Below are 23,852 nucleotides of genomic sequence, written 5' to 3'. Positions count from 1 at the left end.
GAGCAAACAAGAACACCGGCCCGTACCTGTTGAGAGAGAACGGCTAAAACCGTCTTCGTCCGCCGCCGCGGTTGGGCCGCCGGTCGCCTCCGCTTCGCGGAGCCCGTTCCGGACGCTGCCGGGCCTCATTGACGGTCAGCGGGCGGTTCATCAATTCCCGGCCGTTGAGCGCATCGATTGCCGCCTGAGCCTCGGAATCATCGGGCATCTCCACAAAACCGAACCCGCGGGAACGGCCCTTGAATTTATCCTTGATAATGCTGGCGGAGGTGACGCGGCCGAATGTTTCAAACAGACGGAGCAAATCACTTTCAACTACGTCAAACGACAGATTCCCTACATAAATGTTCATGGCTTTTCCTTGTTCAAAAGTTATTCCGTTTGACTCCGTCCGGCGCCGATGCGCAGAGGAGATAACCGCACAAGAAGGATGTTTTCGGATGAATCCTGACTCGGAAATGACTCGCGGGGCAAGGAATTCTTGAAAACCGACTTCTCTGAAGGGTCCTGAATGTCCAAAACTGACCGGTAATAATCCAACCTTCCTGACTCAAATTGCACGTTCTGCGAAATGACGAGCAATGGAAGGGAGCGTTCTCTCTTTCATTGAGGTACACATATTCCGTGTCCAGTCATTTCACTCGCTATTATCTCTGTTATCGGCAAAAAATCAAGAAAAAAATATTTTTTTATCAGGACAAAACAGACAGATTATGCCTCTTAAGGCCTTATACACTCCTCTTCTTAAAGAGCATCTCTTTAAAAAGCATCTTCTTCCTCTGCGGCAAGCTTTTGATGAAACGATATTCTATGCCGAGAAGCCGCTCAGTTTCGCTTCGGCGGTTCTTATCTTTTTTTGCGCAAGGCAAGAGCCCCTGCGGCGGCCAGCAAAGCGAACGTAGTCGGTTCGGGAATGTAGTAGCCGGGATTTCCAATATCCCCGCCGGTCGAAGCAAACGAACCATATTCGTCATTTACAGCCGATAAAACCGCACTGTACACATCATTTTGTCCCAGCTTGGCAGGCGGAATATTTCCGCTTTTGTTCAGCGTGCGAATGCTGCCGGGGAAATTCTGGTCTCCGAACGTCAGCCGATCAACCAGATTGCCCAGCGCATCATACAGGTTAATTTCATCGTTTCGTCCAAGATTGTTGGTATAACCTCCCAGGATTTTCACGGAAGAAGAAAGTCCCCACGCCGTCCGAAATGATGCCGCCGCTGATTCGGTAATAATGACGGACTCTCCGGGGGCCACAATGCCGAAAGGGCTTAAACTGAATTGACCGGGTCTTCGATTGTCATCATCATAACTCCAGCCGGTCAAATCAATCGGGGTTGAACCTACGTTGGTAAATTCGACAAATTCCCCGTTGGCTCCGCCGTACATCCATTCGGTAATGCGCATCGTCGCCGGAGCATAAGCACAGCAAACCAACCCAATGAAAAGAAATGTGATTGTTTTCATCTCGACCTCTCCTGCCTAAAATGTTCGTGTTTTGAAACCCCCATGCATATTTTCTCTCTGCTGTATCCACTTTATTGTATCCTCTGAGCAGTTTCTTGTCAAGATTTTTGGTTTGTCCTTTGACAAAAAAGACTTCTGCCGGAAAGATGTTTAGGCAAAGCTGTGCAAAATACGCAAAGAGAGGTCCATTATGAAAACGTATCGGAAAGAACTTTGGTTTCAGACTTCACGGCGAAGAGAATTAATTAATATCACGCCGCAGGTAGAGCAGTGCCTAGCGGAATCAGGCATTACAGAGGGGCTTTGTCTTGTAAATGCGATGCACATTACCTCTTCTGTTTTCATCAATGACGACGAACCGGGGCTGCATCATGATTTTGAGGTTTGGCTGGAAAAACTGGCTCCGGAAAAACCCTATGAGCAGTACCGACATAACGGGTACGAAGACAATGCGGACGCCCACCTGAAGCGAACCATTATGGGGCGGGAAGTGGTCGTGGCCGTAACCGACGGAAAACTGGATTTCGGGCCGTGGGAGCAGATTTTCTACGGCGAATTTGACGGGAAACGCCGAAAACGCGTTCTCGTGAAAATCATCGGTGAATGAGGCGTTTGCAGTGCTCCTTTCTTTTCTCATTCAGACTGTTGTGATTTCTCTGTCGGGTGTGATGGCACCGGGGCCGGTGACAACGGCTACCCTGGCTCAGGGCAGCCGGAACCGCTGGGCCGGAACCCTGATTGCATTTGGACACGGAATCCTGGAGATTCCGCTGATTTTCCTGCTGATGCTCGGGCTGTCTGTGTTTTTTGAACGGCCCCTGACTCGGACTCTGATCGGCGCTGTCGGGGGCCTTTTTCTGCTGTGGATGAGTGTCGGAATGCTTCGGGAAATTCGAAAACCGGATTTGACTCCGAAGTCCGGTTCGCCCCAAGGCCCCCTGATGACCGGTTTTGTTCTGTCAGCCACAAATCCTTATTTCCTCTTCTGGTGGGCGACGGTCGGATTGAATCTGGCGATGCGAGCCAAAGAACTGGGGGGAACGGCCCTGGTCCTTTTTGCCGCGGTTCACTGGCTCTGTGATTGGGTCTGGCTGACAATCTTATCGTTCAGCGTCTTCTATGGGGCCGGCCTGCTGAACCAAAGAAATCAAAAATGGATTTTGGGCTTCTGTGCCCTGGCCCTCGGATGGTTCGGCCTTCGCTTTCTGCTGGACGCCGTTTGGGTTTAAGTACCCTCTCTGTCCTGCGGTTCGACCGCCGAAAGCGGCGTTTTCATCTCCTCTTTCCGAAATGGCTCCAGAACATCCTTGAGGGTGTACTGGGCCAGTTCCCGGCGGATTTTATCGAAAACCGCTGCAATTTTGGGGTTATGAATCGGGTCGGCCTGTCCATAGCTGAGTGATTCGACGACGCGGCTGATGTCGGCCAGCGTCAGATGAGCCCCGTCTGTGGAAGGAACGTACCCCTGCACCGGCTCGTTGGTATGGCATAAAATCCTGCCCTTGACCAGCTGGTCCAGCAGGCGGCGGGCCACCTCAACGGGCATTTGAAGATTAGCAGCCACCTGCTCCACACTGACCGGCCGTTCCTCTTTCTGTTCAAAAACCCGAAGAACAAACTCAACCATACGGGCAATCGTCTGATCATTAGCCAGCAGACAGACATCCGAAATCCGCTGGGCTCGAGCCAGTTCCGCGGCATCCAGCGTACGCAGGTTCTGAACCGCATACGTCAACTGAAGACCGAATAAAATGAAAATCCATGTCCAGTAAATCCAAAAAACCGTCAGCGGAATGATTCCCAAAATCCCCCAGACGACATTAAAGGGGACAAATTTGGTTACATACAAACCGAAAAGAAATTTGGCTGACGTCCACAGCACCGCCGCCACAAAAGCCCCCCATAAAGCGGCCGCGGGACGAACGGTCGTATTCGGAAGCATGTAATACAGGAAGAAAAACAGCACAACACTAATCAAAAAAGGCAAAATGGGCTGAATGTACGGAAGCAGTCCCTGATGCACGCCCTTCATCATCATCACCTGCGTGCTCAGATGAATTCCGACGCCCAGCAGCAGCGGCCCGAGGGTCAGCAGGGACCAGTAATTGACCATTCGTTTCAGAAAGGAACGGCCGGTGGGAACCCGATAGATGACATTAAAGGCCTTTTCAATCGTGGACAGCAGCCCTATGGCTGCATAAATCACCACCAGCCCGTTAACCAGACCGACGGCGCCGGCATTGAGTCGGCCCAGATAATGGTCTGTCAGTTCATCCAGTTTCTCGGCGACACTGATTTTTGGAGGAACCTGTCCGTCCGGACGCGGCCCGACCACCCTGTCCGTCGGATACTCCAGGCGTGTCAGGTTCATCTGCTCATAAACAAAGGCCCTCACCTTGGCACCGACGTCGCGATAGGCCGGAAACATCTGAAAAATCATCAGCATCACGATGGCCGCAGGCACCAGGCCGAAGATGGTATAGTAAGACAGGGCTGCCGCCTGCGTGCCGAATCGGTTTACACGGAGCAGACGGATGCAGTGCCGCCAGATGCGAAACTGAAAGACCAGAAACCTTGCCCATCGGCTCAACTCTTCCGCCGGCGACGTAAACCGCTGCCTGAGTCCCTGAATTATGGTTTTCACTTGAGAAGTTCCCTTAAAAGGATTCGGCCCAGATTGAGCTGGAGAAGTCTGTTCCAGTCCACCTGAGGCCTGTCTATAGTGCCGCGGACGGGCAGAACAATCTGGTCCGACGGACTCTCGCCGGAACGAACGGTCTGTCCGCTGAGCGTCCAGGGCATTTTCATCTCCATTCGGAGCCGCCGGTCAAGCCCGACCTGACCGGAAAAAACAATCGGATTCTTCCCGACATCCACCTGCATATTCTGGTAAGACAGTACCTCTTTGTCGAGGGACAGAGGAGTCGGATGAAGCGTCAAAACAACGGATGGGTCGCCGCCGATGACATTCAGCAGTTCTTTCAGAAAACCGTCTGAACGCATGGTGACCTGGCTGAGCGCCAGCACCGCTTTAAGCTTCAGCAGGTCCTTTCGTTCGGCCTGAAGCGGCAGCACCAATTCCTCACAGGAAAAGTCCGCCACACCGGAGACACGGCTGGCATTGGCAAACAGCGGATTGACATACTCCAGAAGATTTCGGGTCAGCTCATCATTAATCTGGACTTTCTCCAGCACAGCCATCGGTTTCCGCAGACGAAACACAGGCGGCTGATTTTTAAAGTCGATATCCCCCGCCAGCCGGAGGACGCCGTTATTGACCGGCGTATCCGCCAGGTCAATCGCCGCTGTTCCCTTGTCGGCCTTCAGTTTCAGATCCACCGTTCCAATCGATAATCCTTTATAAGAAGCCCTTTGAAAACCGAACGAGCCATTGGCCGCCAGTGTCTGCCAGTCGATTCCCGAAGAAGTTTTGCTGACGGAAAAACTGAATTGGTCATTCCGCTTCCCCTCCAGCGTCAATCCGTCCAAAAGAAAAGGGCGGACCAGCGACGAGACCTCCTTCCAGTCATATTCCGCCTGGGCCTGCCCGGCAATCTGGGATTTGTCCGGAGCAGCCGTCTGCTGGAGATTGCCGCGAACGCGAACGGCGTCACTGTTCAGTTCAAAATCTTTCAGATGCCGCAGCTCATTCTTCTTCAAATCCCAGGCAATATCCGCTTTCAGGGTATTCTTGCGGCTGACAAACGGTTCCATGTTTGCCTTGCTGACCGTCAGATTGTCCAGTTCCGTCGAAGCCGTCAGGACACGAAGAAGCCCTTCTTTCATTTCCACTCGGACATTCGGCCGCAGGACCCCCGCCAGCGAAAGGTCTGCAGGCAGCGGATAAAAGAAATTGACCAGCGGTACCGCATTCTTCAAATCCACCGTTCCCGTCAAGGCGAGCACTGCTTCCACGTCGGGCCGGCTCCAGTTCGCCTTCGCATCCGACAGACTGACCGTCCCAATCGGCTTGGCAGCCAATTCAAACCGGCGAATCTGAACCGACTGAAAGTCCGGAGAAAGGGTTAAATCATAATTCTGGCTCAGTTCAGACAAAACGACGGATTTGCTGTCCTGCCTGAGAACACAATCCCGAATGGCAAGTTTTCCGGAGGCCTCTATAGCCTGCTGATTCCGCAGAACCTTTCCGTCTGCCGTCAAAAGCCCGGCGACTTTATAGCCCTTCCAGTCCACCAGAGGAGCCGTAACGGCCTGTGTCTGGGCCAAATCCGCAGACAGGGTATATTCCAGGGCATTCAGACCGCCCTTTCCGGACAGCCGACAAAACGAAGACTCCAGCTCCATCTGTTCAATAAGCCATTCATCCGCCCGGGCGGACAGCCGCGTGCGGAGCTTGACCGGCTGTTCGAGACGCAGGGTCTGGCCTTCGAAAACCTGCTGAAAACCGGTCAGGTCGGCGGAGGCCTGAAGCGTCTGAATTTGCCCGTTGGCAATCTTGGCATTGGCCGTGCCGTTGAGGGTGCCGGCCATCTGGACATCCTTGCCGGCCAGGGCCAGCAGCGGGGCCAGACTCGCCAGCGACAGGGAGCGGATTTCCACATCAAACTGTCCGCTCAGTCCCGCCAGCCCCGCCGGAGAGGGAACCTCAATCCCCTGCCCTTTGGCCTGAACGAACCCCTGCTGGCTTCCGTCTCCGACATCCATCGAGATGGAAACCGAAGAGTCTTTGCCCGATTGGTTCAGAATCACTGTCGAAGCCAGATTTCGAACATGCAGCTGCACCGGCGGCAGCCCATTCGGACGGGCCTGCTCCAGAACGGCCTGCCCCTGCCGTATCTCCAATTCAACGGGGCCGATTCGATACACAGACGGCGGGGAACCCTGCGGGGGCTGCTCCGATTTCTGCGGGGCGGCCGACAAAACTGAAGCAGGCATCTTCACCTCGATAAACGGCCCATCCACCACGGCATCGGTCAGGGCGATTCGGCCTCCCAGCAAGGCCAGCCACTTCGGGCGGGCCTTCAGAGAAACAATCTGAACCTGGGTCTGTCCGGCGGCATCCTTCCAGCGGAGATTCTGCACCCGAACACCGCTGAACCAGCCGAGCGATAAATCATCCAGCGTCAGGGTGCCGTCGAGCGAACGGTTCAGCTGCGCCAGAAGAAAGGACGTACCGATTCGGCTGGACAGAAGGGTCGGAACAAGACTCAGGAGCACACAAACAGCCGCCAGAACAATCCCCGCCCAAATCCCAATTCGTTTGACGGACTTTTTCCGCATTTTTGGGTCGGTCATGAGAAAGCTCCCCAAACAAGAAACGTTTTCTGAAAACAGCGAAACAGAAAGGAGGCTTTAAGACTACTCGGACAGAATTTCCCGCGATTTTGCCTCAATGATTTCGTCAATTTGTTCGATATGCTTTTTGGTCAGGTCTTCGATTTCTTTCTTGCCCCGGTCCCGGTCATCCTCCGTGATGGTCTTTTTCTTTTCTTCATCCTCGAGGGCCTTGATGGCATCGCGGCGGATGTTCCGAATGGTGACTTTGACTTTTTCGCCCATCTGCTTGACCTGCTGGACAATTTGCTTCCGCCGCTCTTCGCTGAGTGGGGGCAGATTCAGACGAATGGTTTTGCCGTCCGCCACCGGGGCCAGGCTCAGCTCGCTGGCCTTAATGGCTTTTTCAATTTCCTTCAGGCAGGACACATCAAAGGGTTTGATGACAATCGACGACGGATCGGGCACGGCAATGGTCGCCAGCTGCTTGAGCGGAGTAGGCGTTCCGTAATATTCCACCGTCAGATGCTCCACCAGCCCCGGTGAGGCGCGTCCGGTCCGCACAGAACGCAGCTCCGTCTTCAGAAAGTCAATCGACTTGTGCATATTCCGCTCATGTTCGGCAACAATCTGTTTGGTTGTCATAGACGCTTTCCCCTTTCCTGCTTGCTTCGGCCGGTTTGTTTCGGTCCGGCCGTTCAATCACTGATCCAGGTTCCTACCTGTTCCCCGCAAAGGGCCCGGGTGATAGAACCGTCTCGGAAAAAATTCAGAACAATAATCGGAATATGGTTTTCCCAGCATAAACTGACCGCCGCCGGGTCCATTACCTTCAGATTCTGCTGAAGGACCTGTGCATAAGTTATCCGCTCGATTAAACGGGCCTGCGGATTGGTCTTGGGGTCATCCGTATAAACCCCATCGACTTTGGTGGCCTTAATCATCAGGTCAGCCCCCAGCTCAGCCGCCCGCAGGGCCGCACAGGTATCCGTGGAGAAAAAGGGATTTCCGGTTCCGCCGGCCAGAATCGTCACCCGGCCGCGCTCCAGATGCCGAATGGCCCGCCGGCGGATAAACGGCTCGCAGATGGCAGAAACCTCGATGGCACTGAGAACACGGGTCGGCTGGCCTTCTTTCTCGAGAATCTCCTGCAGGGCACAGGCGTTGATGACCGTCGCCAGCATCCCCATATAGTCGGCGGTTGTTCGGGGGATATGGCTTTTGCGCGAAAACGAATGCCCACGCAGAAAGTTTCCCCCGCCGACGACAATCGCCACCTGCGGTCCCAATCGGCAAATCCGAATAATGCGCTGCGCAATCGACTCGAGGGCCTCTCCGTCGATGCCGAAGCCGTCGGGCTTGCAGAAACTTTCTCCCGACAATTTCAGCAGAATGCGTTTATACCGTATGTCGCTCATATCCATCTTTGTTCCCGTCCGTGCGGACAGGGTGAAAAAAAGGCATCGAAAACCTGCGTTTACGATGCCTGAACCTTTTCGGCCGCTTATCCGATTTCGAATCGGACAAAGCGTTTGATTTTAGCCCGCCCGCCGGCGGCCCGGGCCGCCTCGTTGAGCACCTCGCTGACGGTCTTGCTGTCGTCTTTGACAAACGGCTGCTCAAGGAGGCAGTTTTCCTTCAGGAATTTGGCAATTTTCCCTTCGACAATTTTTTCCACCATATTGGCGGGTTTGTCTTTGACCTGTTCGGCCGCAATCCGGCGTTCCTGCTCCAGCACGGACGGAGCCACCGTTTCCCGATCCACCGCAATCGGCTTGATAGCCGTGATATGCATAGCGATTTCGTTGGCCAAATGCCGGAGAGCCTCCGCGGTTTTCTCGCTGTCGGTCTCGATTTCCACCATCGCACCGGTTTTTTCATTGAAATGGACGTAGGAACCGAACAGGCCGCAGCCGGAAAGAGTGTACCGGGCAAAGTCTCCAATTTCGATTTTCTCGCCGATTTTGCTGACCGCTTCCGTGAGAATATCGGAGAATTTCCTGCCGGCCACTTCGATGTCCATCAGGTCCTGAGGACCGGCCTGGACATCGGCCTTCAGGGCACATTCGCCCAGTTTCTCGCAGGCAGCCAGGAAGTCATCGTTTTTCGCCACAAAATCCGTTTCGCAGCACAGGGTCACCATCGCCATCGAACGCCCATCCGCACTTTTCCGGCAAATCAGACGTCCCTGTGTGGTTTCCCGTCCGGCCCGCTTCTGAAGAGTCGCCAGACCCTTCTTGCGAAGCAGTTCCATCGCTGCATCAAAATCTCCATTGGTTTCTTCGAGGGCCTTTTTGCAGTCCATCATTCCCTGACCGCTGGCCTTGCGAAGTTTCATAACCGCTGCTGCTGAAATATCCGCCATTTGATTCAAACTCCCGTTTGCTGATTGTCTGGTTCAATCCGGTGCCCATCCAGCCGGCACCGGGCAAATTCCCTGCCAAGTGTCAGGCATTGTCCGGAGCCGCCGACTCGGAAAGTGAAGCCGGATTCTCGGAGGCGACGGTTTCCGGGGCCTCTTCGGAGGCATCAGAGGCACTGGCCAGAACGCGCCGGCGTGAACGTCGGCGGGCGGCCTGAGCGGCATCCGCCGGTTCCGATGTACGGACAATGGTTTTGCCTTCCGCCACGGCATCCGCCAGCTCATTGAGAATAATTTCAATCGCCTTAATCGAATCATCATTGGCCGGAATCACCACATCCACCGTATCCGGGTCCGAATCGGTATCGATAATGCCGATGGTGGCAATCCCCAGCTTGCGGGCTTCACGCAAGGCGATATATTCCTTCCGGGCATCCACCACAACAACAGCACCCGGCAGACGATTCATCTTGCGAATACCGGACAAATTGCTTCGGATTTTCCGCAATTCTCTTTTCAGGCGTGCCCCCTGCTTTTTGCTCTCTTCTTCCAGCCGTCCGGAGGCCTCCATTTCCTCCAGTTCCTCCAGCCGCTGAAGCCGTGAGCGAATGGTACGGAAATTGGTGAGCGTTCCGCCCAGCCAGCGTTCGGTCACATAATGCATCCCGCAGCGTTCGGCCGCCTGCTGAACGGCCTTCTGGGCTTGGCGCTTCGTGCCGACAAAAACCACATCTTTTCCTTCGGAAACCAGTTGGGCAAGGAGCTTCTTGGCTATCAGCAGCCCCTTTAAGGTTTCCTTGACATTGATAATGTGGATCATTCCGCGCTTCCCGTAGATGTAGGGTTCCATCTTGGGGTTCCAGCGGCTGACCCCGTGTCCGAAATGTACGCCCGCGCTGATTAATTCGCGAGCCAGTTCCTTATTCACAGAAACTAACCTCCAGATTCTATAAAACGTTGATTGAAATTACACAAAGACTCTCTCTGTCCGGTCTCCGCTGACCAGAAGCACTGTAAGGTAAAGGAAAGGCCCTTGTTCTGTCAAGAACTATCAGAATTTTCCGAAAAATTCTGAAAAAATTTAGTCGCCTTATTTCCTTGTTGCAAGATATTATGAATCTGAATTATCTTGATACCTGAATCGCTTCTGATAAATCAAGGGTCCCTTCGTAAAGGGCACGTCCGATAACAGCCCCGGCCGCGCCGATTTTTTTCAGATTTTTAATATCTTGTATTGTCGTAACCCCGCCGGCCGCCACAATCGGAACCGAAACAGCCTTGATTAACTCCTCCGTCCTGGCCAAGTTAGGACCGCAGAGCATTCCGTCTTTTTCAATATCCGTATAAATGACAGCGGCAATCGGCAGTTGAGAGGCCCGTCGGGCAAATTCCAGCAAATCTCCCCCGGTTTCTTTGAGCCACCCTTCAGCTGCCAGACGAAAACCGCGTGCATCCAGCCCAAGCGCTAAACGATTAGGAAACTTGCAGGCCATTTCAGAAAACCATTCAAAATTGCTCACGGCACTGGTGCCGATAATCACCCGTTCCAGCCCCAAATCGAGCATCTGACGGATAGATTCTTCCTCGCGGAGTCCCCCGCCCAATTCGACTTTCATCGGCAGATGACGAAGAATCTGGCGAACCACATCCGTATGAAGCGGTCTTCCTTCTTTGGCACCGTCCAGGTCCACAATGTGCAGCCAGCGAGCCCCCTGCGCGAAAAACTCTTCGGCCTGCTCGAGCGGATTTTCCCGATAGGTAATCTGATTATCGTACCGGCCCTGAATCAGGCGAACACATTTCCCGCCGCGGAGGTCAATTGCAGGCAAAAGGTCCATATCGTCCTGTTATAAATCGTAAAGGTCTTTATCGGCAATCAGCGTAAAACCGTGTTCGGCAATCAGTCGGCCGACATCTACATTCTGAGGATTTTCCACCTCCAAATAGCAGATGCCCCGTTTATCAGCCGTGGAGACAAACCCGTAGGCATCCTTGATATTGATATTGTTTTCCGCCAGGGCCGTGGTGAGCATTTCCAGATTGCCGGGCTGATCCGCTGCCGTAACGGCAAAGACTTCTTTAAGGGCACAGGCCATCCCGCGGTCGGCCAGCGCCAACTGGGCCTCATCCGGTTTGTCCACAATCATCTTCATCAGCCCGAACTCCCCGCGGTCCTGAATGGAAAAGGCCAGGATGTTCAGGCCTTTTTCCTTGAGAATGCGGGAAATGGTCTGAATTCGTCCCGGTCTGTTTTCCAAAAAAACCGTAATCTGCTTGGCCATACTGCTGCTCCTTGCTCAAATCTTTGACCGTCGCGATGAACCGTTACAGTTTTTCCCGTTCATCCACAACACGTTTTGCCTTGCCCTCAAACGCAGGCAGTGAACCGGGCTCATGCAGTTCAATTCGGGAATTGATGGTAATGGAAGCCCGCAGCTTTTCGTTGATTTTGTTTTTGAGGGCCTCGAGGGCGGCCAAATCGCCGGTAAACAGTTTGGAGTAGATTTCCACTTTGACTGTGAGGCGGTCGAGCCCCTCATGACGGCTCAGATGAATCTGATAATTCGTCCCGACCTCCGGGATGCTCATCAGCACTTCTTCAATCTGAGAGGGGAAGACATTCACGCCGTTGATAATGAGCATATCATCCGTGCGTCCCGTAATGCGCGACATCCGCCGGGCGGTTCGCCCGCATGGACAGGGCTCCGGATGCAGAAAGGCCAAATCCCGGGTTCGATACCGCAAAAGAGGCAGGGCATGGCGAATCAGATTCGTGAAAACAACTTCGCCCTCCCGGCCGTCCTCTACCGGCTCGCCCGTTCGGGGGTCGATGATTTCAATGATGTATCCGTCCTCCCAGACGTGCAGGTCGTTTTTATAGACGCATTCAAATGCCACACCCGGACCATTCATCTCACTGAGACCGTAGGAATTGTAAATATCAATTCCGAATAACTCCTGAAGTTTGAGCCGTGTATTTTCCGAATGGGGCTCGGCCCCCATCCAGGCCTTTTTGAGATTCAAATCCGCCGGTGTCAGACCGAACTCCGGCATCCGCTGGTGAATGTGCAGCAGATAACTGGGCGTAATATGCAGCACCGTCGTGCGGAAATCCCGCATAATCTGAAGCTGCCGCTGGGTGTTGCCGCCGCCGACCGGAATTACCGCCATTCCGACCCGCTCGGCCCCGTAATGCATCCCCAGTCCGCCGGTAAAAAGACCGTAGCTCATCATATTCTGGAAGACATCTCCGGGACCGGCGCCGGTGGCCACAATGCTGCGGGCCAGCAAATCCGTCCAGCGGTCCAAATCATCCGCCGTATAGTAAATCACCGTCGGAATCCCCGTCGTGCCGCTGGAGGAATGAATCCGAACCACTTTTTCCATATCGACGGCCAGCAGCCCTTTGGGAAAGGCCTGACGCAGGTCATCTTTGACGGTAAAGGGAATTCGTTTCAGGTCGTCCAGAGAGCGGATGTCCTCCGGGGAGGAAATCCCGACTTTCGGAAGACGCTTTTTGTAGAACGGGGTCTGAAGGGCGTACCCGACAACTTCCCGCAGACGCTCCAGCTGAAGCTGACGCAGTTCGGGCTGTGGCAGGGTCTCCAGCCGCTGATTCCAGTATCGAATGTCCATTCCGACTGTGCCTTTCTCTTTCCGCCGCAATTGTTACAGATTCGGGAGGTCTTTTTCCGTCAGGACGGTAATGCCCGCAGACGTAAGGACCCGATGGGCTCCGGCCGGGTCATCAAAACGAAATACCAGAAGTGCTTTTTCAGAAAATTTTTCCACAAAAGCGTACATATACTCGACATTGACATTCCCATCGGAGAGAACCTTGAGGACTTCGGCCAGACCGCCGGGCCGGTCGGGCACCTCCACCGCGACGACATCGGTCAGGTTGGCGGTGATATTGTGTTTTCGAAAGAGACTGACCGCCTCATCGGGTTTGTTGACGACCATTCGCAGCACGCCGAAGGACTCGGTTTCAGCAATCGTCAGGGCCCGGATATTAATCCCCGCCTGCCCCAGCAGCGAGCAGACCTCATAGAGCCGCCCTTTTCGATTTTCTAAAAACACACTGATTTGCCTGATTTTCATAGTCCCGTTCCTTTCCTGCAAACGTCGACGCTTTGTCCTTACAGAACGCGTTTATCCACCACGCGTTTGGCCTTGCCTTCGCTTCGCTGAATCGTTTTGGGTTCAACCAGCTTGACCTTGACGCCGATGGACAAAACCGCCTCAATCTCCTTTTTGATTTTCTGCTCGAGAGCCCGCATCTGCTTGATTTCATCGCTGAAAATCTTCTCATCCACCTCCACCATAATCTCCACCTCGTCGAGCTTGTGGGCCTGGCGGTCAATAACCAGCTGATAATGCGGGTGGGTGCCTTCAATGCCCAGCAGGACATGCTCTATCTGAGACGGAAAGACGTTAATGCCCCGCACGACAATCATATCGTCCGTGCGGCCTTTGATTTTGCTGGTGCGGGGGCTGGTGCGTCCGCAGCGGCACGGAGCCGTCGTCATGCTCACAATATCGCGGGTTCGATAGCGAATCAGCGGAATGGCCTGCTTGGTCAGGGTGGTGATGACCAGCTCGCCGTCCTGCCCTTCCGGAACGTGCTTTCCGGTTTCGGGGTCAATAATCTCCGGATAAAACACATCCGAGAACAAATGCAGCCCCTCTTTATAGGTGCACTCCTGCGAAACGCCCGGACCGATGATTTCCGAAAGGCCGTAAATATCGGTGGCGGTCATATTCCAGGTTTCCTCAATTTCCTTGCGCATGGCCTCGCTCCAGGGCTCTGCGCCGAATATCCCAATCCGCCAGCTGCCCTTCCGCGGGTCCAGCCCCATTTCTTTGGCTTCTTCGGCCATATAAAGACAATAACTGGGCGTACAGGCCAGGATGCGGGGCTGGAAATCCTGCATAATCTTCAGCTGCCGTTTGGTCTGGCCGGAGGAGGTGGGAATAATGGTCAGCCCCATTTCAAGGGCGCCGTAGTGAAAACCGAGACCGCCGGTAAACAGACCGTAGCCGTAAGCAATCTGGATGATGTCATCCGGTTTGGCTCCGGCGCAGCACAGGGCACGGGCCATCACCTCCGACCAGAGTTTGATGTCCTCACGGGTGTAGCCGACCAGCGTCGGGTTGCCGGTGGTGCCGCTGGAAACATGAATTTCCACCACCTCTTCGCGGGGGACAGAAAAAAGTCCATACGGGTAATTGTCCCGCATATCAATCTTGGTGGTAAAGGGCAGTTTGGTAATATCATCAATGCTGCGGATATCGGAAGGGCTTACGCCAGCCTCTTCAAATTTCTTCCGATAGACCGGACAACGGTCATAGACATATCGGACCAGCTTGACCAAGCGTTCGGACTGAAGATTTTTCAGGTCCTCCAGCGGCATCGTTTCGATTTTCTCATTCCAAATCATACACAACCTCCTGTTTTCCGGTTCCCTCAATGCCTCCGGCGTCCGTCGGACCATCCGGGGAGAACGTTATTCGGCCAGGGCCATCGCCTTGGTGAACATCTGCCGATTTACCTCAAGAATCGACGGCTTGAAGACCTTCTGCATCGCCCGCTCCCAGCTGTCGAGCCGAATGGGCAGAAACGTGGCCAACACGCCCATCAGACCGGTATTGACAGCGCGGGGATTGTCGGCAATCTGCTGGACTTTTTCCAGATACGGCATCAGGTCGATTCCCCCCTTCCGCAGAAACGGCTTCAGACGAGTGTGCTCATCGGGATGAAAACACAGGAGAAAATCGGCCTGCCCGATCCCGACCAGCGGTGAATACACCTGTTTGCCGAATCGAACATGGGATTCCACCGAGCCGCCCCGCTGGCTCATTCCGTGGACTTCAGATTTTTTGACACAGCAGCCGTCATAGAGAGCCGCCCATCCGAGCAGTTCCGAGGCGGTGATGATGCCCTGTCCGCCGATTCCGCCGAAAGTGACGTTGTAAACATCCTGTTTTCGAGTCATGGTTTTCTCTCACTTTAACAAAACACAGGGGTGCTGGACAATAATCACACTGAGGGCATCCGCCGCCAGACGCTGTTTGACCAGCTCCTCCAGCTCCTTGACCCTGCCCTGCGGGTCAATCACATCCACATAATCCGCTCCGCAGGCCTGACAGACGGCTTTCAAATCCAGCCGTTTGGTCGGTTCATTTCGAATGGTTTTTCCGGTGGCCGGATGCTGCTGACCGCCGGTCATCGCGGTTGTGGAATTGTCGAGGATGAAAATGATTCCCTTGGCCTTGTTGTAGGCGGCGTTAATCAGCCCGGGAATTCCCATGTGAACAAAGGTGGAATCCCCCACCAGACCGACAATCTTTTCCTCCGGATGAGCCCGCCGGAGCCCCTCGTTAAACGTCACTCCGGCCCCCATACACAGGCAGGTATGCAGGGCGGAGGTCGGCGGCAGAGAGCCGAGGGTATAGCAGCCGATGTCCCCGGCGACAAAAACATCCAGTTTTTTCAGGACAGAAAAAATCGACCAATGCGGACAGCCCGCACACAGGCGAGGCGCCCGTCCGGGGCGAGGCTTGACTTTTTTGGGCTTGCCGGCGACGAGAGAGCGGACGAGGTCCTGGTCGAGTTCGCCCAGCCGATAGGAAGGATGCTTGCCCTGAACCTTGCGGATGCCCAGGGCCCTGACGTGCTCTTCGATAAACGGGTCCAGTTCCTCCACGACCATCAGCCGCTTGACGCTTTTGGCGAATTTTCTGATTTTCTCATCGCAGAAAGGATACAGAAAACCGAGCTTCAGATAAGATGCATCGGGAAAAACTTCTTTCAGATACAGATAACTGACACTGTCGGCGATAAACCCCAGCGACGGGCTGTTCATCTCCACCCGATTGAGTCGGGAGCGTTCCGAGAGGGCCTTGAGCTTCAGGAGCCGCTTTTCAAGTTCTTCATGACGGGCCCGGGCGTTGGCGGGCACCATCACATACTTTCGCATATTTCTTTCCAGCGGACGAACCGGCATTTCTTTTCGCGGGCCGCCGCAGGGAACATCTTCCTTGCTGTGACAGACCCGTGTGGTCATCCGGACAATCACCGGCGTATCATACTGCTCGCTGATGTCAAAGGCCTGCTGAATAAAGTCAAGGGCCTCGGAAGGACTGGAGGGCTCGAGGATAGGCAGTTTGGCATACACGCCCGCCCAGCGGGTATCCTGCTCATTCTGGGAAGAGTGCATCTGGGGGTCATCGCAGACAACCGCTACAAACCCGGCATTGACACCGGTATAAGCGGAGGTCATCAGCGGGTCCATCGCCACATTGAGTCCAACGTGCTTGCAGGCAAACAGGGCCCGCACCCCCCCGACAGCGGCGGCATAAGCCACCTCAAAAGCCGTCTTTTCATTTACCGACCACTGGACATCTACTTCCGGATATTCGGCCAGCGATTCGAGAATTTGGGTAGAAGGAGTACCGGGATACGCACAGGCGACTTTCAGGCCGGCCTGCCAGGCGCCGCGGGCCAGCGCCTCGTTGCCCGACAGAAAGGCCTTTTCCGAAGAGGGTTTTCGGGCCATACAACAAATTTCCTTTTCGCAGGAGGTACCGTAATCTCTATGACCGAAACTGGACCCTTCAGGATAGCGAATTCTCTTCAGCAGGTCAAGAAAATCCGACCCGAAAAGCCGTTTTTCCCGCCTTCCCAACAAAAACGGCCCGGTCTGAAAACCGGGCCGCATGCTGAATTGTCCAAGGTGCTTGATAAGAGAGCAATTGTTTTAGAAGGTCCATTCCAGATTGATGCGGGCAAAATAGGCATCATCCGAAACGGCATAATAATTTCCGGGGATAAAGTAATCGAGCAGGAAAATGGTCTTAAAGTTTTTGCAGCAGCTGTAGGTGGCCTGTCCGGTAAGCATATGACCGCGGAAGTTGCTGTTGGTCAGACTGTTTCCTGTCGGCCCCAAGGCTCTCGGATTGGTCTGGTCGGCCCACAAAAGGTTATAAATAGACTCGACCTTCCATTCAGCATGAGGTTTGAAGGTGTGACCGAAGCCCAGCCGATGCAGGTTGTTCACCTCCCCCAGCGCGCCTTCATAGGTCCAGATATACGACTGGAGGTCGCCGCCTCGCTGATACTGCGGCCAGTCCCCCCAGAGCGAATCAAACTTCTCATCCGCACTCGAATCCGGATCATCGCCGGACAGGTATTCATAGCCGATATGCAGCTCATTCTTCCTGGCATCATTGAACGCATAAGCCAGCCGGGTGTTGGCCCCCAGTCCCTGCAGGGTATTGCCGTTCCGATCGCCCCACTGCTTGGCCAGTTCGGCACTGTAGGACCAGCGGTCATCCAGCGGCCCCGAAAGACGCCCGCCGATGGTATGAATGTCCGCCGCCTGGCCCGGTGTGGAGGCATAGGCCTTGGCCCACTTGGAATTTTCTTCATTTTTGTAAATATAGTACAGCTCCTGCTGCTGACCGCCGTCGGTTTTGTTGGTCAGGTAGAAAATAAAGCCGCGTTCATCGGTCTTCTGCGTCAGATGCCGGCGGTCCTGAACCGCATGATGATTAAAGGGTTTGATGTATTCTTCTTCATCATCATACTGCTGGATGTAAATCACATCGGCTTTTAAGGTGTCTGTCAGCCCGTACTGAGCGCGAATCGCATCAAAGAAGATGGTTCGCGAACCGTCGGCGGGTGTGCCGTCCAGCACCAGCCAGCCGGTGCCGAGAATGATTTCCTGACGGCCGACGGTCAGGGTCAGCGGCAGATCAAAGGCATTGCGCCACTGAATATTGAAGATGTCGAAGATGGCTTCGTCGAAGTCCACATTCTGATTTGCAAAGAACGGAATGGGATGCCGTTCCGGCTTGCAGTGATTCCAGAACTCCCAGGTAAGCCGGGTGTTCAAATCCATATCTTCCGCCATCGCCCACTTGAGAGACCATCGTGTCCGAATGCGCTGCCAATGATGATCGTTGTAATTGTCGCTGCCGCCCCAGTCATTGTTCATAGACAGAATGTTTCTGCCGTACACCTCACGCAGGCGCAAATCCAGCCCCATCGTGACGTTTTCCATCGGATTTTTGAAGGCCTTCAATAAATCGCTGTCCACATCGTGCCAGTGCTTGGCGGCCTCTTCCGCCAATGCAAACGATACAATGCCGTTCAGCAGTGCCGCCGTAAGTACGGCTCCCAGTCCTTTCATTGCTTTCATTCCATTCTCCTTACGTTCTAATGCTAAACAATCCTTGTTAGAGAGAACAAAATCCCTCTCCGCTTTTTATGACGAAACTCCCCGGAAACATCGGTCCAGATGTTCTTTCGAAGGAGGCTGAGTAAAGAAACTGACAACAATCGCCGTCAAGATAGAGATCGGCAGCGCCACCAGAATCGGGTCAACGACGGGCCAGTTGGGCACATCCGCCAGCAGCGAGGTCTTCCCGCCGGTGAGCTTCTGCACCAGACCGATGGTCTGGGCTTCCTGCGCCTTGATGAACATCAGCCAGAATGTCGTAACAACAAAACCAACCACCATCGAAGCAACAGCCGCCGCCTTGGTCATTCGGGGGAAATACAGGGCTCCGATAAACATCGGCAGAAAAGACGAGGCACACAGGCCGAAGAAAATGGATGTAGCCCGGGCAATAAATGTGCTTTCCCGGGCATAATAACTGATGACAACGGCATAAATGATTCCGATAACGATTCCGATTCGGTTGATATTGGTGCTTTTGCCGTGCTGACCGGTAATTTGCTCATAAACATCCCGTCCGATGCTGGTCCCGACGGTATGGAACTGGCTGGACAGAGTGCTCATGGCCGCCGACAAAAGCGTCAGCAGAAACAGCAGACCAAACCAGGAAGGCATTGCGCTCTTAATAAAGGTGGGAATAATCTCATCCGCCGTGCCTTTGGCATACACAATCGAAATGCTGCGTCCCTGACGGATATCCGCCGGCTTTCCATCCGCTTCCATCTGCCCGATGCTCTCTCCGTACAGCTTAACAGGGGCGGTCTTGCCGGGGATATCCTCCCACATTCCGGCATCATTCTTTTTCACCAGCTGCAGCACCGCCAACTGATTGTTTTCATCCAGCACCTTGACCACACGTCCGGGCATCAGGGAACCGTGTTCGGCAAAGTAAGCATTGGACAAAGCTCCGACGGTGAATGCCACGCCGGTCATCACCAAAATAAAGATTCCGCCGACCACAACAGCCCGATTCAATTCGCGGCGGCTCTTGACGGTCATAAACCGAACCACCAGCTGGGGCTGAGCGAGTACACCGATGCCAACCCCCAAAGTAATGGTTCCAATGACCGTCCACCACAAGTTGTATTGGGCATCGCCCCAGCCGAACTGCGGCATCGCCGTCCAGCCGCGGTGGCCGATGGCCTGCAGATTGGGAGGAACCAGGGGAGTCAGAGCCGTCAGTTTCCGATGCCCTTCGGTGAGCCCCCCTACTTTGGCATAGGTGAAAACCAAAAGCAGGAACATTCCGACAAACATAATGGTGCCCTGAAGGGCGTCGGAATACATAACCCCTTTGAGTCCGCCGACAATCACATAGGCGGCAACAATCACACTGAATACCAGCAGCGCCGTTGTGTAGGTGATTTCAAACTGGTTTGCCACAAACACGCTGCCGCCGATCAAAACTGCCGCCGCATACAGCGGAATGAAAAGAAAAATGATAAGGCCGGAGGCAACCTGGATAAATCGGCTTTCATAGCGGCGGCCCAGCAGTTCGGGGAAGGTATGGGCATCGAGAATATGGCCCATCCGTCTTGCACGCGGAGCAAATATCACAAACGCAATGAAAATTCCGACAAAGATGTTTAAAAAGGTCAGCCACAGCACAGACATCCCGTAAACCCCCGCCACCCCGCCGAATCCGACTATAGCACTGGTGGAGATAAATGTGGCTCCGTAACTCATCGCCATCACAAAGGGATGAATCTGTCGGCCGGCAATCAAATAATCCGTAGCATTTTTCGTACGCCAATACCCCAACAGGCCGAGGTAAACCACCAGCAGCAGATACGCCAATACAACGATAATTTGTTCCAGGGAAATGTCTGACAGCATACAAGACCTCCTGTGTCTCTCTCAACGGGAAGCTGAATCCTCCGCTGATTGAGGACTCCTGATATGATTTACAAAGTTTCCTCCACCTTTTTTTCCTCAGAAACCCACTTCAAATCTTCAGGTTTGACGGGTTCATCTCCTTTGTTTCGTGCCAAAAGACCGTAAATCACACACAAAGCGGAAGAGCCGATGCACAAAAGGTATGCCAGGAGCACCCCTTTGTCTTCAATCCCTAACATAATTCATCTCCTGTTTTAAGACCAAAATCCTCCTCTTTCCTGGTGTTTGAGCGCATATTTTAGGTCTATTCATATCAAAATCAAAAGTTTTATTCGGTTTCCGAAAGCTTTTTTGTGAATTTTTCACAGTTTTTGTACCTCTGGAGACTTATAAACTACCTTACGCCCAATAACCGGGCTGAATTCTCATAAAAGATTTTCTGCTTTAACGATTCATTTGAAATCAGCTTTTCTATATTGAAAACGGCCTTTTTCTGGTCATCCCACGGGCTGTCGGTTCCAAAAAGAAGATAATCTGGGTGGTGTTTTTCCAGCATTTTCGCCATTCGCTCTGCACCCAAATAATCAAACGATACAGATGTTTCGATATAAATGGGCTTTCCGAGCAGGTGTTCTTCGACTTGTTCCCATTGAAACCAGCCGCCCATGTGCGTCGTAATCAGCTTCAGTTCATCGAATCGCTCGAGCACCCGAAGGATTTGACGAGGACCTGCTTTTTCCTCCCGGGGAAACGCAATGTCGTATCCGGTATGCAGAACAAGAATTAAGTTATTTTCTATAATGGATTTATACAGCAAGTCATACCGGGGTTCATCGATAACCATGTTTTGGTAATAGGGATGAATCTTCACCCCGATAAACCCGTTGTCCGCAATTTGCTGAATTTTATCCGGCAGCTGGGGGTCGCCGGGATGCACCGAAGGAAACGGTATAATCCGCTCCGAGCGAATCTGGATGCACCAGTTCAGGATAGGCTCGAATTGAGTCGGCTTGGTCGCAATGCAGCACAGGACGGATTTCTCGATGCCCGCTTCATCCATGGAACGCAGCAAAGCCCCCACAGTTCCGTCCAGATACGATTTGACATCGCACTCGGAGTGGAGCTGCGCCATAGCCCTCTGGGCAAGGGAGTCGGGGAAAGCATGCGTATGGATGTCAATAATCCGGCGTTTCTTGTCCGAGAGCTTTGATGAAGACGCAGCCACTCTTGTTTATCCGTTCTATCGGAAACCGGCTCTTTGCAGGAGAAAACCGTTAAACCGGTTTGACGTTCACGGCCACTTTGCCCTTTTCGCCGGCCGTCACGTCAAATTCGACACGCTGACCCTCCTTGAGCGTTCGAAACCCCTGCATATCAATCTTGGAGTGATGCACAAACAAGTCCGCTCCGCCCTCATCCGGTGTAATAAACCCAAACCCTTTTTTCTCATTGAACCACTTGACTGTCCCGGTGCTCACGTCTTTCTCCCTTAGGGCTCAACAAGCCCGCCAAACATTCGCCCTCCTGCGGTTATTCAGGGACTCAGCCGGAGGGAAAACCCTGAATCCCACCAAAACCATTCTGAAAATAGAACAAAAAAAGGGAATTCTGTCAATTTTCAGGTTGCCTTTTTCCCGTTTTTAAGGAAATCGGGCCGGAGCCCATAAAGGGCAAAAAAGACCAATTAAAGAACCAGAACGTCCGATAAGCCTGCCAAAACAGGCAAATATGGAAAAATAGGGGCTTTTTGTGAATTGGAAGGGCTATTCAGACGATATGAAAGGCAGAAAACTATTTCAGAAAATTCGCATAAGAGGAGCCAAACTATGGGAATCCAGCGATGGTCTGAAAATGTCATACTGGTCAACTTAGCCCCGGAGCCGGACCTGGGGGAAGAGATTCTCACCGTCTGCCAGATGGTTTCATACGAAAAGGAACAGGATGTTGTGATTGACTTTTCAGACGTGGAGATTGTGACCTCCTCGAGTCTTGCCAAGCTGCTGAAGCTTCGCAAGATTCTGCATGACAACCACCGCAAACTGGTTTTCTGCTGTGTGCAGCCGCAGACCAAAAACATCTTTCTGGTTACCGGTCTGGACACCGTTTTTACGTTTGTGGAGGACCAATTTCTTGCGCTGGCGGGTCTGCAAATGGCTCAGGTGCAATCCTGAAAAGAAGAATTTTCAGATTGACAACCTCTTGCAAAGATTGTAAAGAGGCGTATTTAAGACAAAATCGAGGCAAGCACATTGCGAAAGCCGCTGCCTCCGGATAAAGCGGCTTTCGTAATCTGCTTGCGGACAACGAGACCGTACCGAACAAATGAACAAAGAGCTTCTCCAGCAGGCAGAAGAACGTTTGGGGTATCAGTTCCGCAATCCGGCCCTCCTCGAAGAGGCCCTGATTCATTCGTCCTGGGCCAATTCCCGCCTGGCCAGCAATGAACGGCTGGAGTTTTTGGGCGATGCCGTACTGGGGCTTCTGATTTGCCAGTGCCTCTATGAGCGTTTTCCGGATTATCTGGAGGGCGATTTGACCAAGCTCAAAAGCGTGCTGGTTTCGCGAAAAATCTGCGCCCAGATTGCCCGTACGCTGGGTCTGCTGGATTTTATTCAGGTGGGCAAAGGGACCAACGGCTCCCGGGCCCTAAACGGGTCGATTGCAGCCGGCACGCTGGAGGCGGTTCTGGCGGCGATTTATCTGGACGGGGGCTTTTCCGCGGCGGAGCACTTCGTCCGCAAACACTTCGGCCCTTATCTGGAAACCGCCGACGCCCAGGGCCATCTGGAGAATTTTAAATCCATTCTCCAGCAATACAGTCAGCGGCATCTAAACGCCACCCCTTCTTACCGGCTTCTGGACGAAAAGGGACCTGACCATAACAAATGCTTTGAAGTCTGCGCCGTCGTCGGACAGCGGATGTTTTCGAGTGCCTGGGGAGCTACCAAAAAGGAGGCCGAACAACGAGCGGCCCTGAAAGCCCTGATTGAATTGGGGGTTCTGCAGGACGAGGGAAACCGGCCTGCAGAACCGCCGGCAACCTAACTGGTTATCAGCCAGACAATCAGGTTCAAAACCACACCGGCCAAAATCATAAAACCGCTCAGGGTCAGGAATAAAATGAGTACTTCCAAAGAAAACGATTTCCAGAAAAGAACCCGAAGCCGTGTGGCTTTATAGACGACGGCAATCGACAAAAGCAGCGGAAACATCCACAGCAGAGAAACCGGCGTGGTGCCGATATCCACCGGGGCAAAGAATCCGGCCAAAATCAGCGGAAATCCGTCAGCCATGTTCCTCCTCCTGCCCGATCGTCTCCCCGATGCCGGAATAGGCCCGATAGACGGCATTCAGGATGCACAGCAGATTCAGCAGGCCGGCCAGGGCGGTATAAATCTGGCCGTAATCCTGGGGGCGTCCGTACACCGGGTAGTCCCCTTTTTGAGCCACCTGACCGAGCCAGCCGACAATCGGACTGGTTAAAATCTGCGCCAGATACCAGGGCTTGGATCCGACCGGGTCTATAATGCCGATCGAACCGATATACAGCCCAACCAGAAACGTCAGCACGATCGTCACGAAAAACACAACAGCATGGCGGCGCTGCCCAATCAGAAAATGGCCGCCGCCCGGGACCGCCCAGCCCGTAAACGCCACCAGAAACAGCCACAGGGTATGTTCCGCCGGTTTATTCGGTTTCGGTTTCATCC

The 23,852-nt window shown here is 53.5% G+C and carries 26 protein-coding genes; 4 read left to right on the top strand and 22 right to left on the bottom strand.

Annotated elements, in window-relative coordinates; all coding sequences use genetic code 11:
• Positions 1-43 precede the first annotated feature (43 nt).
• Both WHS88_08520 and WHS88_08515 read right to left on the bottom strand, forming a co-directional pair.
• Complete coding sequence (locus tag WHS88_08520) at positions 44-352, bottom strand: RNA-binding protein (protein ID MEJ5260217.1); 309 nt, start codon at positions 350-352, stop codon at positions 44-46.
• A 494-nt stretch (positions 353-846) separates the two neighbouring features.
• Positions 847-1,467 carry a lamin tail domain-containing protein gene (locus tag WHS88_08515; GenBank protein ID MEJ5260216.1) on the bottom strand — a complete coding sequence of 207 codons (621 nt, stop codon included), beginning with the start codon at positions 1,465-1,467 and terminating at the stop codon, positions 847-849.
• Between the two features lie 190 nt (positions 1,468-1,657).
• On the opposite strand from WHS88_08515, the gene WHS88_08510 reads away from it, so the two are divergent.
• Both WHS88_08510 and WHS88_08505 read left to right on the top strand, forming a co-directional pair.
• Positions 1,658-2,074 carry a secondary thiamine-phosphate synthase enzyme YjbQ gene (locus tag WHS88_08510; protein MEJ5260215.1) on the top strand — a complete coding sequence of 139 codons (417 nt, stop codon included), beginning with the start codon at positions 1,658-1,660 and terminating at the stop codon, positions 2,072-2,074.
• Positions 2,067-2,696: a LysE family transporter gene (locus tag WHS88_08505; GenBank protein ID MEJ5260214.1), complete on the top strand. Its 630-nt coding sequence runs from the start codon at positions 2,067-2,069 to the stop codon at positions 2,694-2,696. Before WHS88_08510 ends, WHS88_08505 begins: the two co-directional genes overlap by 8 nt.
• Here WHS88_08505 and WHS88_08500 read toward each other — a convergent pair.
• The 18 genes from WHS88_08500 to WHS88_08415 form a co-directional block, all read right to left on the bottom strand.
• Positions 2,693-4,111, bottom strand: coding sequence for a YhjD/YihY/BrkB family envelope integrity protein (locus WHS88_08500; protein MEJ5260213.1), 1,419 nt, complete (start codon positions 4,109-4,111; stop codon positions 2,693-2,695). The two genes, WHS88_08505 and WHS88_08500, sit on opposite strands and share 4 nt — an antisense overlap.
• The gene (locus tag WHS88_08495; GenBank protein ID MEJ5260212.1) at positions 4,108-6,723 is read right to left on the bottom strand and encodes a hypothetical protein; all 2,616 of its coding nucleotides are present in this window, start codon (positions 6,721-6,723) and stop codon (positions 4,108-4,110) included. The genes WHS88_08500 and WHS88_08495 overlap by 4 nt, the downstream gene beginning before the upstream one ends.
• 63 nt (positions 6,724-6,786) lie before the next feature.
• Complete coding sequence (gene frr / locus WHS88_08490; GenBank protein ID MEJ5260211.1) at positions 6,787-7,347, bottom strand: ribosome recycling factor; 561 nt, start codon at positions 7,345-7,347, stop codon at positions 6,787-6,789.
• A gap of 53 nt (positions 7,348-7,400) precedes the next feature.
• Positions 7,401-8,120: a UMP kinase gene (pyrH, locus tag WHS88_08485; GenBank protein ID MEJ5260210.1), complete on the bottom strand. Its 720-nt coding sequence runs from the start codon at positions 8,118-8,120 to the stop codon at positions 7,401-7,403.
• A gap of 86 nt (positions 8,121-8,206) precedes the next feature.
• On the bottom strand, positions 8,207-9,067 hold the full coding sequence (tsf, locus tag WHS88_08480; protein ID MEJ5260209.1) for a translation elongation factor Ts: 861 nt from the start codon (positions 9,065-9,067) through the stop codon (positions 8,207-8,209).
• An 82-nt stretch (positions 9,068-9,149) separates the two neighbouring features.
• Positions 9,150-9,992, bottom strand: a complete 843-nt coding sequence (gene rpsB / locus WHS88_08475; protein MEJ5260208.1) for a 30S ribosomal protein S2 — start codon at positions 9,990-9,992, stop codon at positions 9,150-9,152.
• 196 nt (positions 9,993-10,188) lie between these two features.
• Positions 10,189-10,902, bottom strand: a complete 714-nt coding sequence (hisA, locus tag WHS88_08470) for a 1-(5-phosphoribosyl)-5-[(5-phosphoribosylamino)methylideneamino]imidazole-4-carboxamide isomerase (protein ID MEJ5260207.1) — start codon at positions 10,900-10,902, stop codon at positions 10,189-10,191.
• A gap of 9 nt (positions 10,903-10,911) precedes the next feature.
• A complete protein-coding gene (locus WHS88_08465) occupies positions 10,912-11,346 on the bottom strand; it encodes a hypothetical protein (GenBank protein MEJ5260206.1) in 435 nt (144 codons plus the stop codon).
• Positions 11,347-11,389: 43 nt separating this feature from the next.
• Positions 11,390-12,700 (bottom strand): phenylacetate--CoA ligase, encoded by a 1,311-nt coding sequence (locus tag WHS88_08460; protein ID MEJ5260205.1) that lies wholly within the window; start codon positions 12,698-12,700, stop codon positions 11,390-11,392.
• A 33-nt stretch (positions 12,701-12,733) separates the two neighbouring features.
• Complete coding sequence (locus WHS88_08455; GenBank protein MEJ5260204.1) at positions 12,734-13,165, bottom strand: ACT domain-containing protein; 432 nt, start codon at positions 13,163-13,165, stop codon at positions 12,734-12,736.
• A 38-nt stretch (positions 13,166-13,203) separates the two neighbouring features.
• Positions 13,204-14,505, bottom strand: coding sequence for a phenylacetate--CoA ligase (locus WHS88_08450; protein MEJ5260203.1), 1,302 nt, complete (start codon positions 14,503-14,505; stop codon positions 13,204-13,206).
• 66 nt (positions 14,506-14,571) lie between these two features.
• A complete protein-coding gene (locus WHS88_08445; protein ID MEJ5260202.1) occupies positions 14,572-15,060 on the bottom strand; it encodes a 2-oxoacid:acceptor oxidoreductase family protein in 489 nt (162 codons plus the stop codon).
• A 9-nt stretch (positions 15,061-15,069) separates the two neighbouring features.
• Positions 15,070-16,623 (bottom strand): thiamine pyrophosphate-dependent enzyme, encoded by a 1,554-nt coding sequence (locus WHS88_08440; GenBank protein MEJ5260201.1) that lies wholly within the window; start codon positions 16,621-16,623, stop codon positions 15,070-15,072.
• A 201-nt stretch (positions 16,624-16,824) separates the two neighbouring features.
• Positions 16,825-18,267 (bottom strand): alginate export family protein, encoded by a 1,443-nt coding sequence (locus tag WHS88_08435; GenBank protein MEJ5260200.1) that lies wholly within the window; start codon positions 18,265-18,267, stop codon positions 16,825-16,827.
• A 66-nt stretch (positions 18,268-18,333) separates the two neighbouring features.
• The gene (locus WHS88_08430) at positions 18,334-20,142 is read right to left on the bottom strand and encodes a sodium:solute symporter family protein (GenBank protein ID MEJ5260199.1); all 1,809 of its coding nucleotides are present in this window, start codon (positions 20,140-20,142) and stop codon (positions 18,334-18,336) included.
• A gap of 68 nt (positions 20,143-20,210) precedes the next feature.
• Positions 20,211-20,381, bottom strand: coding sequence for a symporter small accessory protein (locus tag WHS88_08425; protein ID MEJ5260198.1), 171 nt, complete (start codon positions 20,379-20,381; stop codon positions 20,211-20,213).
• A 155-nt stretch (positions 20,382-20,536) separates the two neighbouring features.
• Positions 20,537-21,367 (bottom strand): amidohydrolase family protein, encoded by an 831-nt coding sequence (locus tag WHS88_08420; GenBank protein ID MEJ5260197.1) that lies wholly within the window; start codon positions 21,365-21,367, stop codon positions 20,537-20,539.
• 49 nt (positions 21,368-21,416) lie between these two features.
• Positions 21,417-21,620, bottom strand: a complete 204-nt coding sequence (locus tag WHS88_08415; protein MEJ5260196.1) for a cold-shock protein — start codon at positions 21,618-21,620, stop codon at positions 21,417-21,419.
• Positions 21,621-21,968: 348 nt separating this feature from the next.
• On the opposite strand from WHS88_08415, the gene WHS88_08410 reads away from it, so the two are divergent.
• Positions 21,969-22,313: an STAS domain-containing protein gene (locus WHS88_08410; GenBank protein MEJ5260195.1), complete on the top strand. Its 345-nt coding sequence runs from the start codon at positions 21,969-21,971 to the stop codon at positions 22,311-22,313.
• 151 nt (positions 22,314-22,464) lie between these two features.
• The gene (rnc, locus tag WHS88_08405) at positions 22,465-23,187 is read left to right on the top strand and encodes a ribonuclease III (GenBank protein ID MEJ5260194.1); all 723 of its coding nucleotides are present in this window, start codon (positions 22,465-22,467) and stop codon (positions 23,185-23,187) included.
• On the opposite strand, the gene WHS88_08400 is transcribed toward rnc, so the two are convergent.
• Positions 23,184-23,435 (bottom strand): hypothetical protein, encoded by a 252-nt coding sequence (locus tag WHS88_08400; GenBank protein ID MEJ5260193.1) that lies wholly within the window; start codon positions 23,433-23,435, stop codon positions 23,184-23,186. The genes rnc and WHS88_08400 overlap by 4 nt on opposite strands.
• Positions 23,428-23,850: a DUF6677 family protein gene (locus tag WHS88_08395; GenBank protein MEJ5260192.1), complete on the bottom strand. Its 423-nt coding sequence runs from the start codon at positions 23,848-23,850 to the stop codon at positions 23,428-23,430. Before WHS88_08395 ends, WHS88_08400 begins: the two co-directional genes overlap by 8 nt.
• Positions 23,851-23,852: the final 2 nt, after the last annotated feature.

Source organism: Anaerohalosphaeraceae bacterium, from assembly GCA_037479115.1.
GTDB lineage: Bacteria > Planctomycetota > Phycisphaerae > Sedimentisphaerales > Anaerohalosphaeraceae > JAHDQI01.
This window is presented reverse-complemented; position numbering and strand designations above follow the sequence as displayed.

Bases quoted from the DNA above. Each gene is read 5' to 3' on its own strand.
- WHS88_08520 (MEJ5260217.1), bottom strand. From the start codon at position 352: ATGAACATTTATGTAGGGAATCTGTCGTTTGACGTAGTTGAAAGTGAT.
- WHS88_08515 (MEJ5260216.1), bottom strand. From the start codon at position 1,467: ATGAAAACAATCACATTTCTTTTCATTGGGTTGGTTTGCTGTGCTTAT.
- WHS88_08510 (MEJ5260215.1), top strand. From the start codon at position 1,658: ATGAAAACGTATCGGAAAGAACTTTGGTTTCAGACTTCACGGCGAAGA.
- WHS88_08495 (MEJ5260212.1), bottom strand. From the start codon at position 6,723: ATGACCGACCCAAAAATGCGGAAAAAGTCCGTCAAACGAATTGGGATT.
- frr (MEJ5260211.1), bottom strand. From the start codon at position 7,347: ATGACAACCAAACAGATTGTTGCCGAACATGAGCGGAATATGCACAAG.
- pyrH (MEJ5260210.1), bottom strand. From the start codon at position 8,120: ATGAGCGACATACGGTATAAACGCATTCTGCTGAAATTGTCGGGAGAA.
- tsf (MEJ5260209.1), bottom strand. From the start codon at position 9,067: ATGGCGGATATTTCAGCAGCAGCGGTTATGAAACTTCGCAAGGCCAGC.
- hisA (MEJ5260207.1), bottom strand. From the start codon at position 10,902: ATGGACCTTTTGCCTGCAATTGACCTCCGCGGCGGGAAATGTGTTCGC.
- WHS88_08465 (MEJ5260206.1), bottom strand. From the start codon at position 11,346: ATGGCCAAGCAGATTACGGTTTTTTTGGAAAACAGACCGGGACGAATT.
- WHS88_08460 (MEJ5260205.1), bottom strand. From the start codon at position 12,700: ATGGACATTCGATACTGGAATCAGCGGCTGGAGACCCTGCCACAGCCC.
- WHS88_08455 (MEJ5260204.1), bottom strand. From the start codon at position 13,165: ATGAAAATCAGGCAAATCAGTGTGTTTTTAGAAAATCGAAAAGGGCGG.
- WHS88_08450 (MEJ5260203.1), bottom strand. From the start codon at position 14,505: ATGATTTGGAATGAGAAAATCGAAACGATGCCGCTGGAGGACCTGAAA.
- WHS88_08445 (MEJ5260202.1), bottom strand. From the start codon at position 15,060: ATGACTCGAAAACAGGATGTTTACAACGTCACTTTCGGCGGAATCGGC.
- WHS88_08440 (MEJ5260201.1), bottom strand. From the start codon at position 16,623: ATGGCCCGAAAACCCTCTTCGGAAAAGGCCTTTCTGTCGGGCAACGAG.
- WHS88_08435 (MEJ5260200.1), bottom strand. From the start codon at position 18,267: ATGAAAGCAATGAAAGGACTGGGAGCCGTACTTACGGCGGCACTGCTG.
- WHS88_08430 (MEJ5260199.1), bottom strand. From the start codon at position 20,142: ATGCTGTCAGACATTTCCCTGGAACAAATTATCGTTGTATTGGCGTAT.
- WHS88_08425 (MEJ5260198.1), bottom strand. From the start codon at position 20,381: ATGTTAGGGATTGAAGACAAAGGGGTGCTCCTGGCATACCTTTTGTGC.
- WHS88_08410 (MEJ5260195.1), top strand. From the start codon at position 21,969: ATGGGAATCCAGCGATGGTCTGAAAATGTCATACTGGTCAACTTAGCC.
- rnc (MEJ5260194.1), top strand. From the start codon at position 22,465: ATGAACAAAGAGCTTCTCCAGCAGGCAGAAGAACGTTTGGGGTATCAG.
- WHS88_08400 (MEJ5260193.1), bottom strand. From the start codon at position 23,435: ATGGCTGACGGATTTCCGCTGATTTTGGCCGGATTCTTTGCCCCGGTG.
- WHS88_08395 (MEJ5260192.1), bottom strand. From the start codon at position 23,850: ATGAAACCGAAACCGAATAAACCGGCGGAACATACCCTGTGGCTGTTT.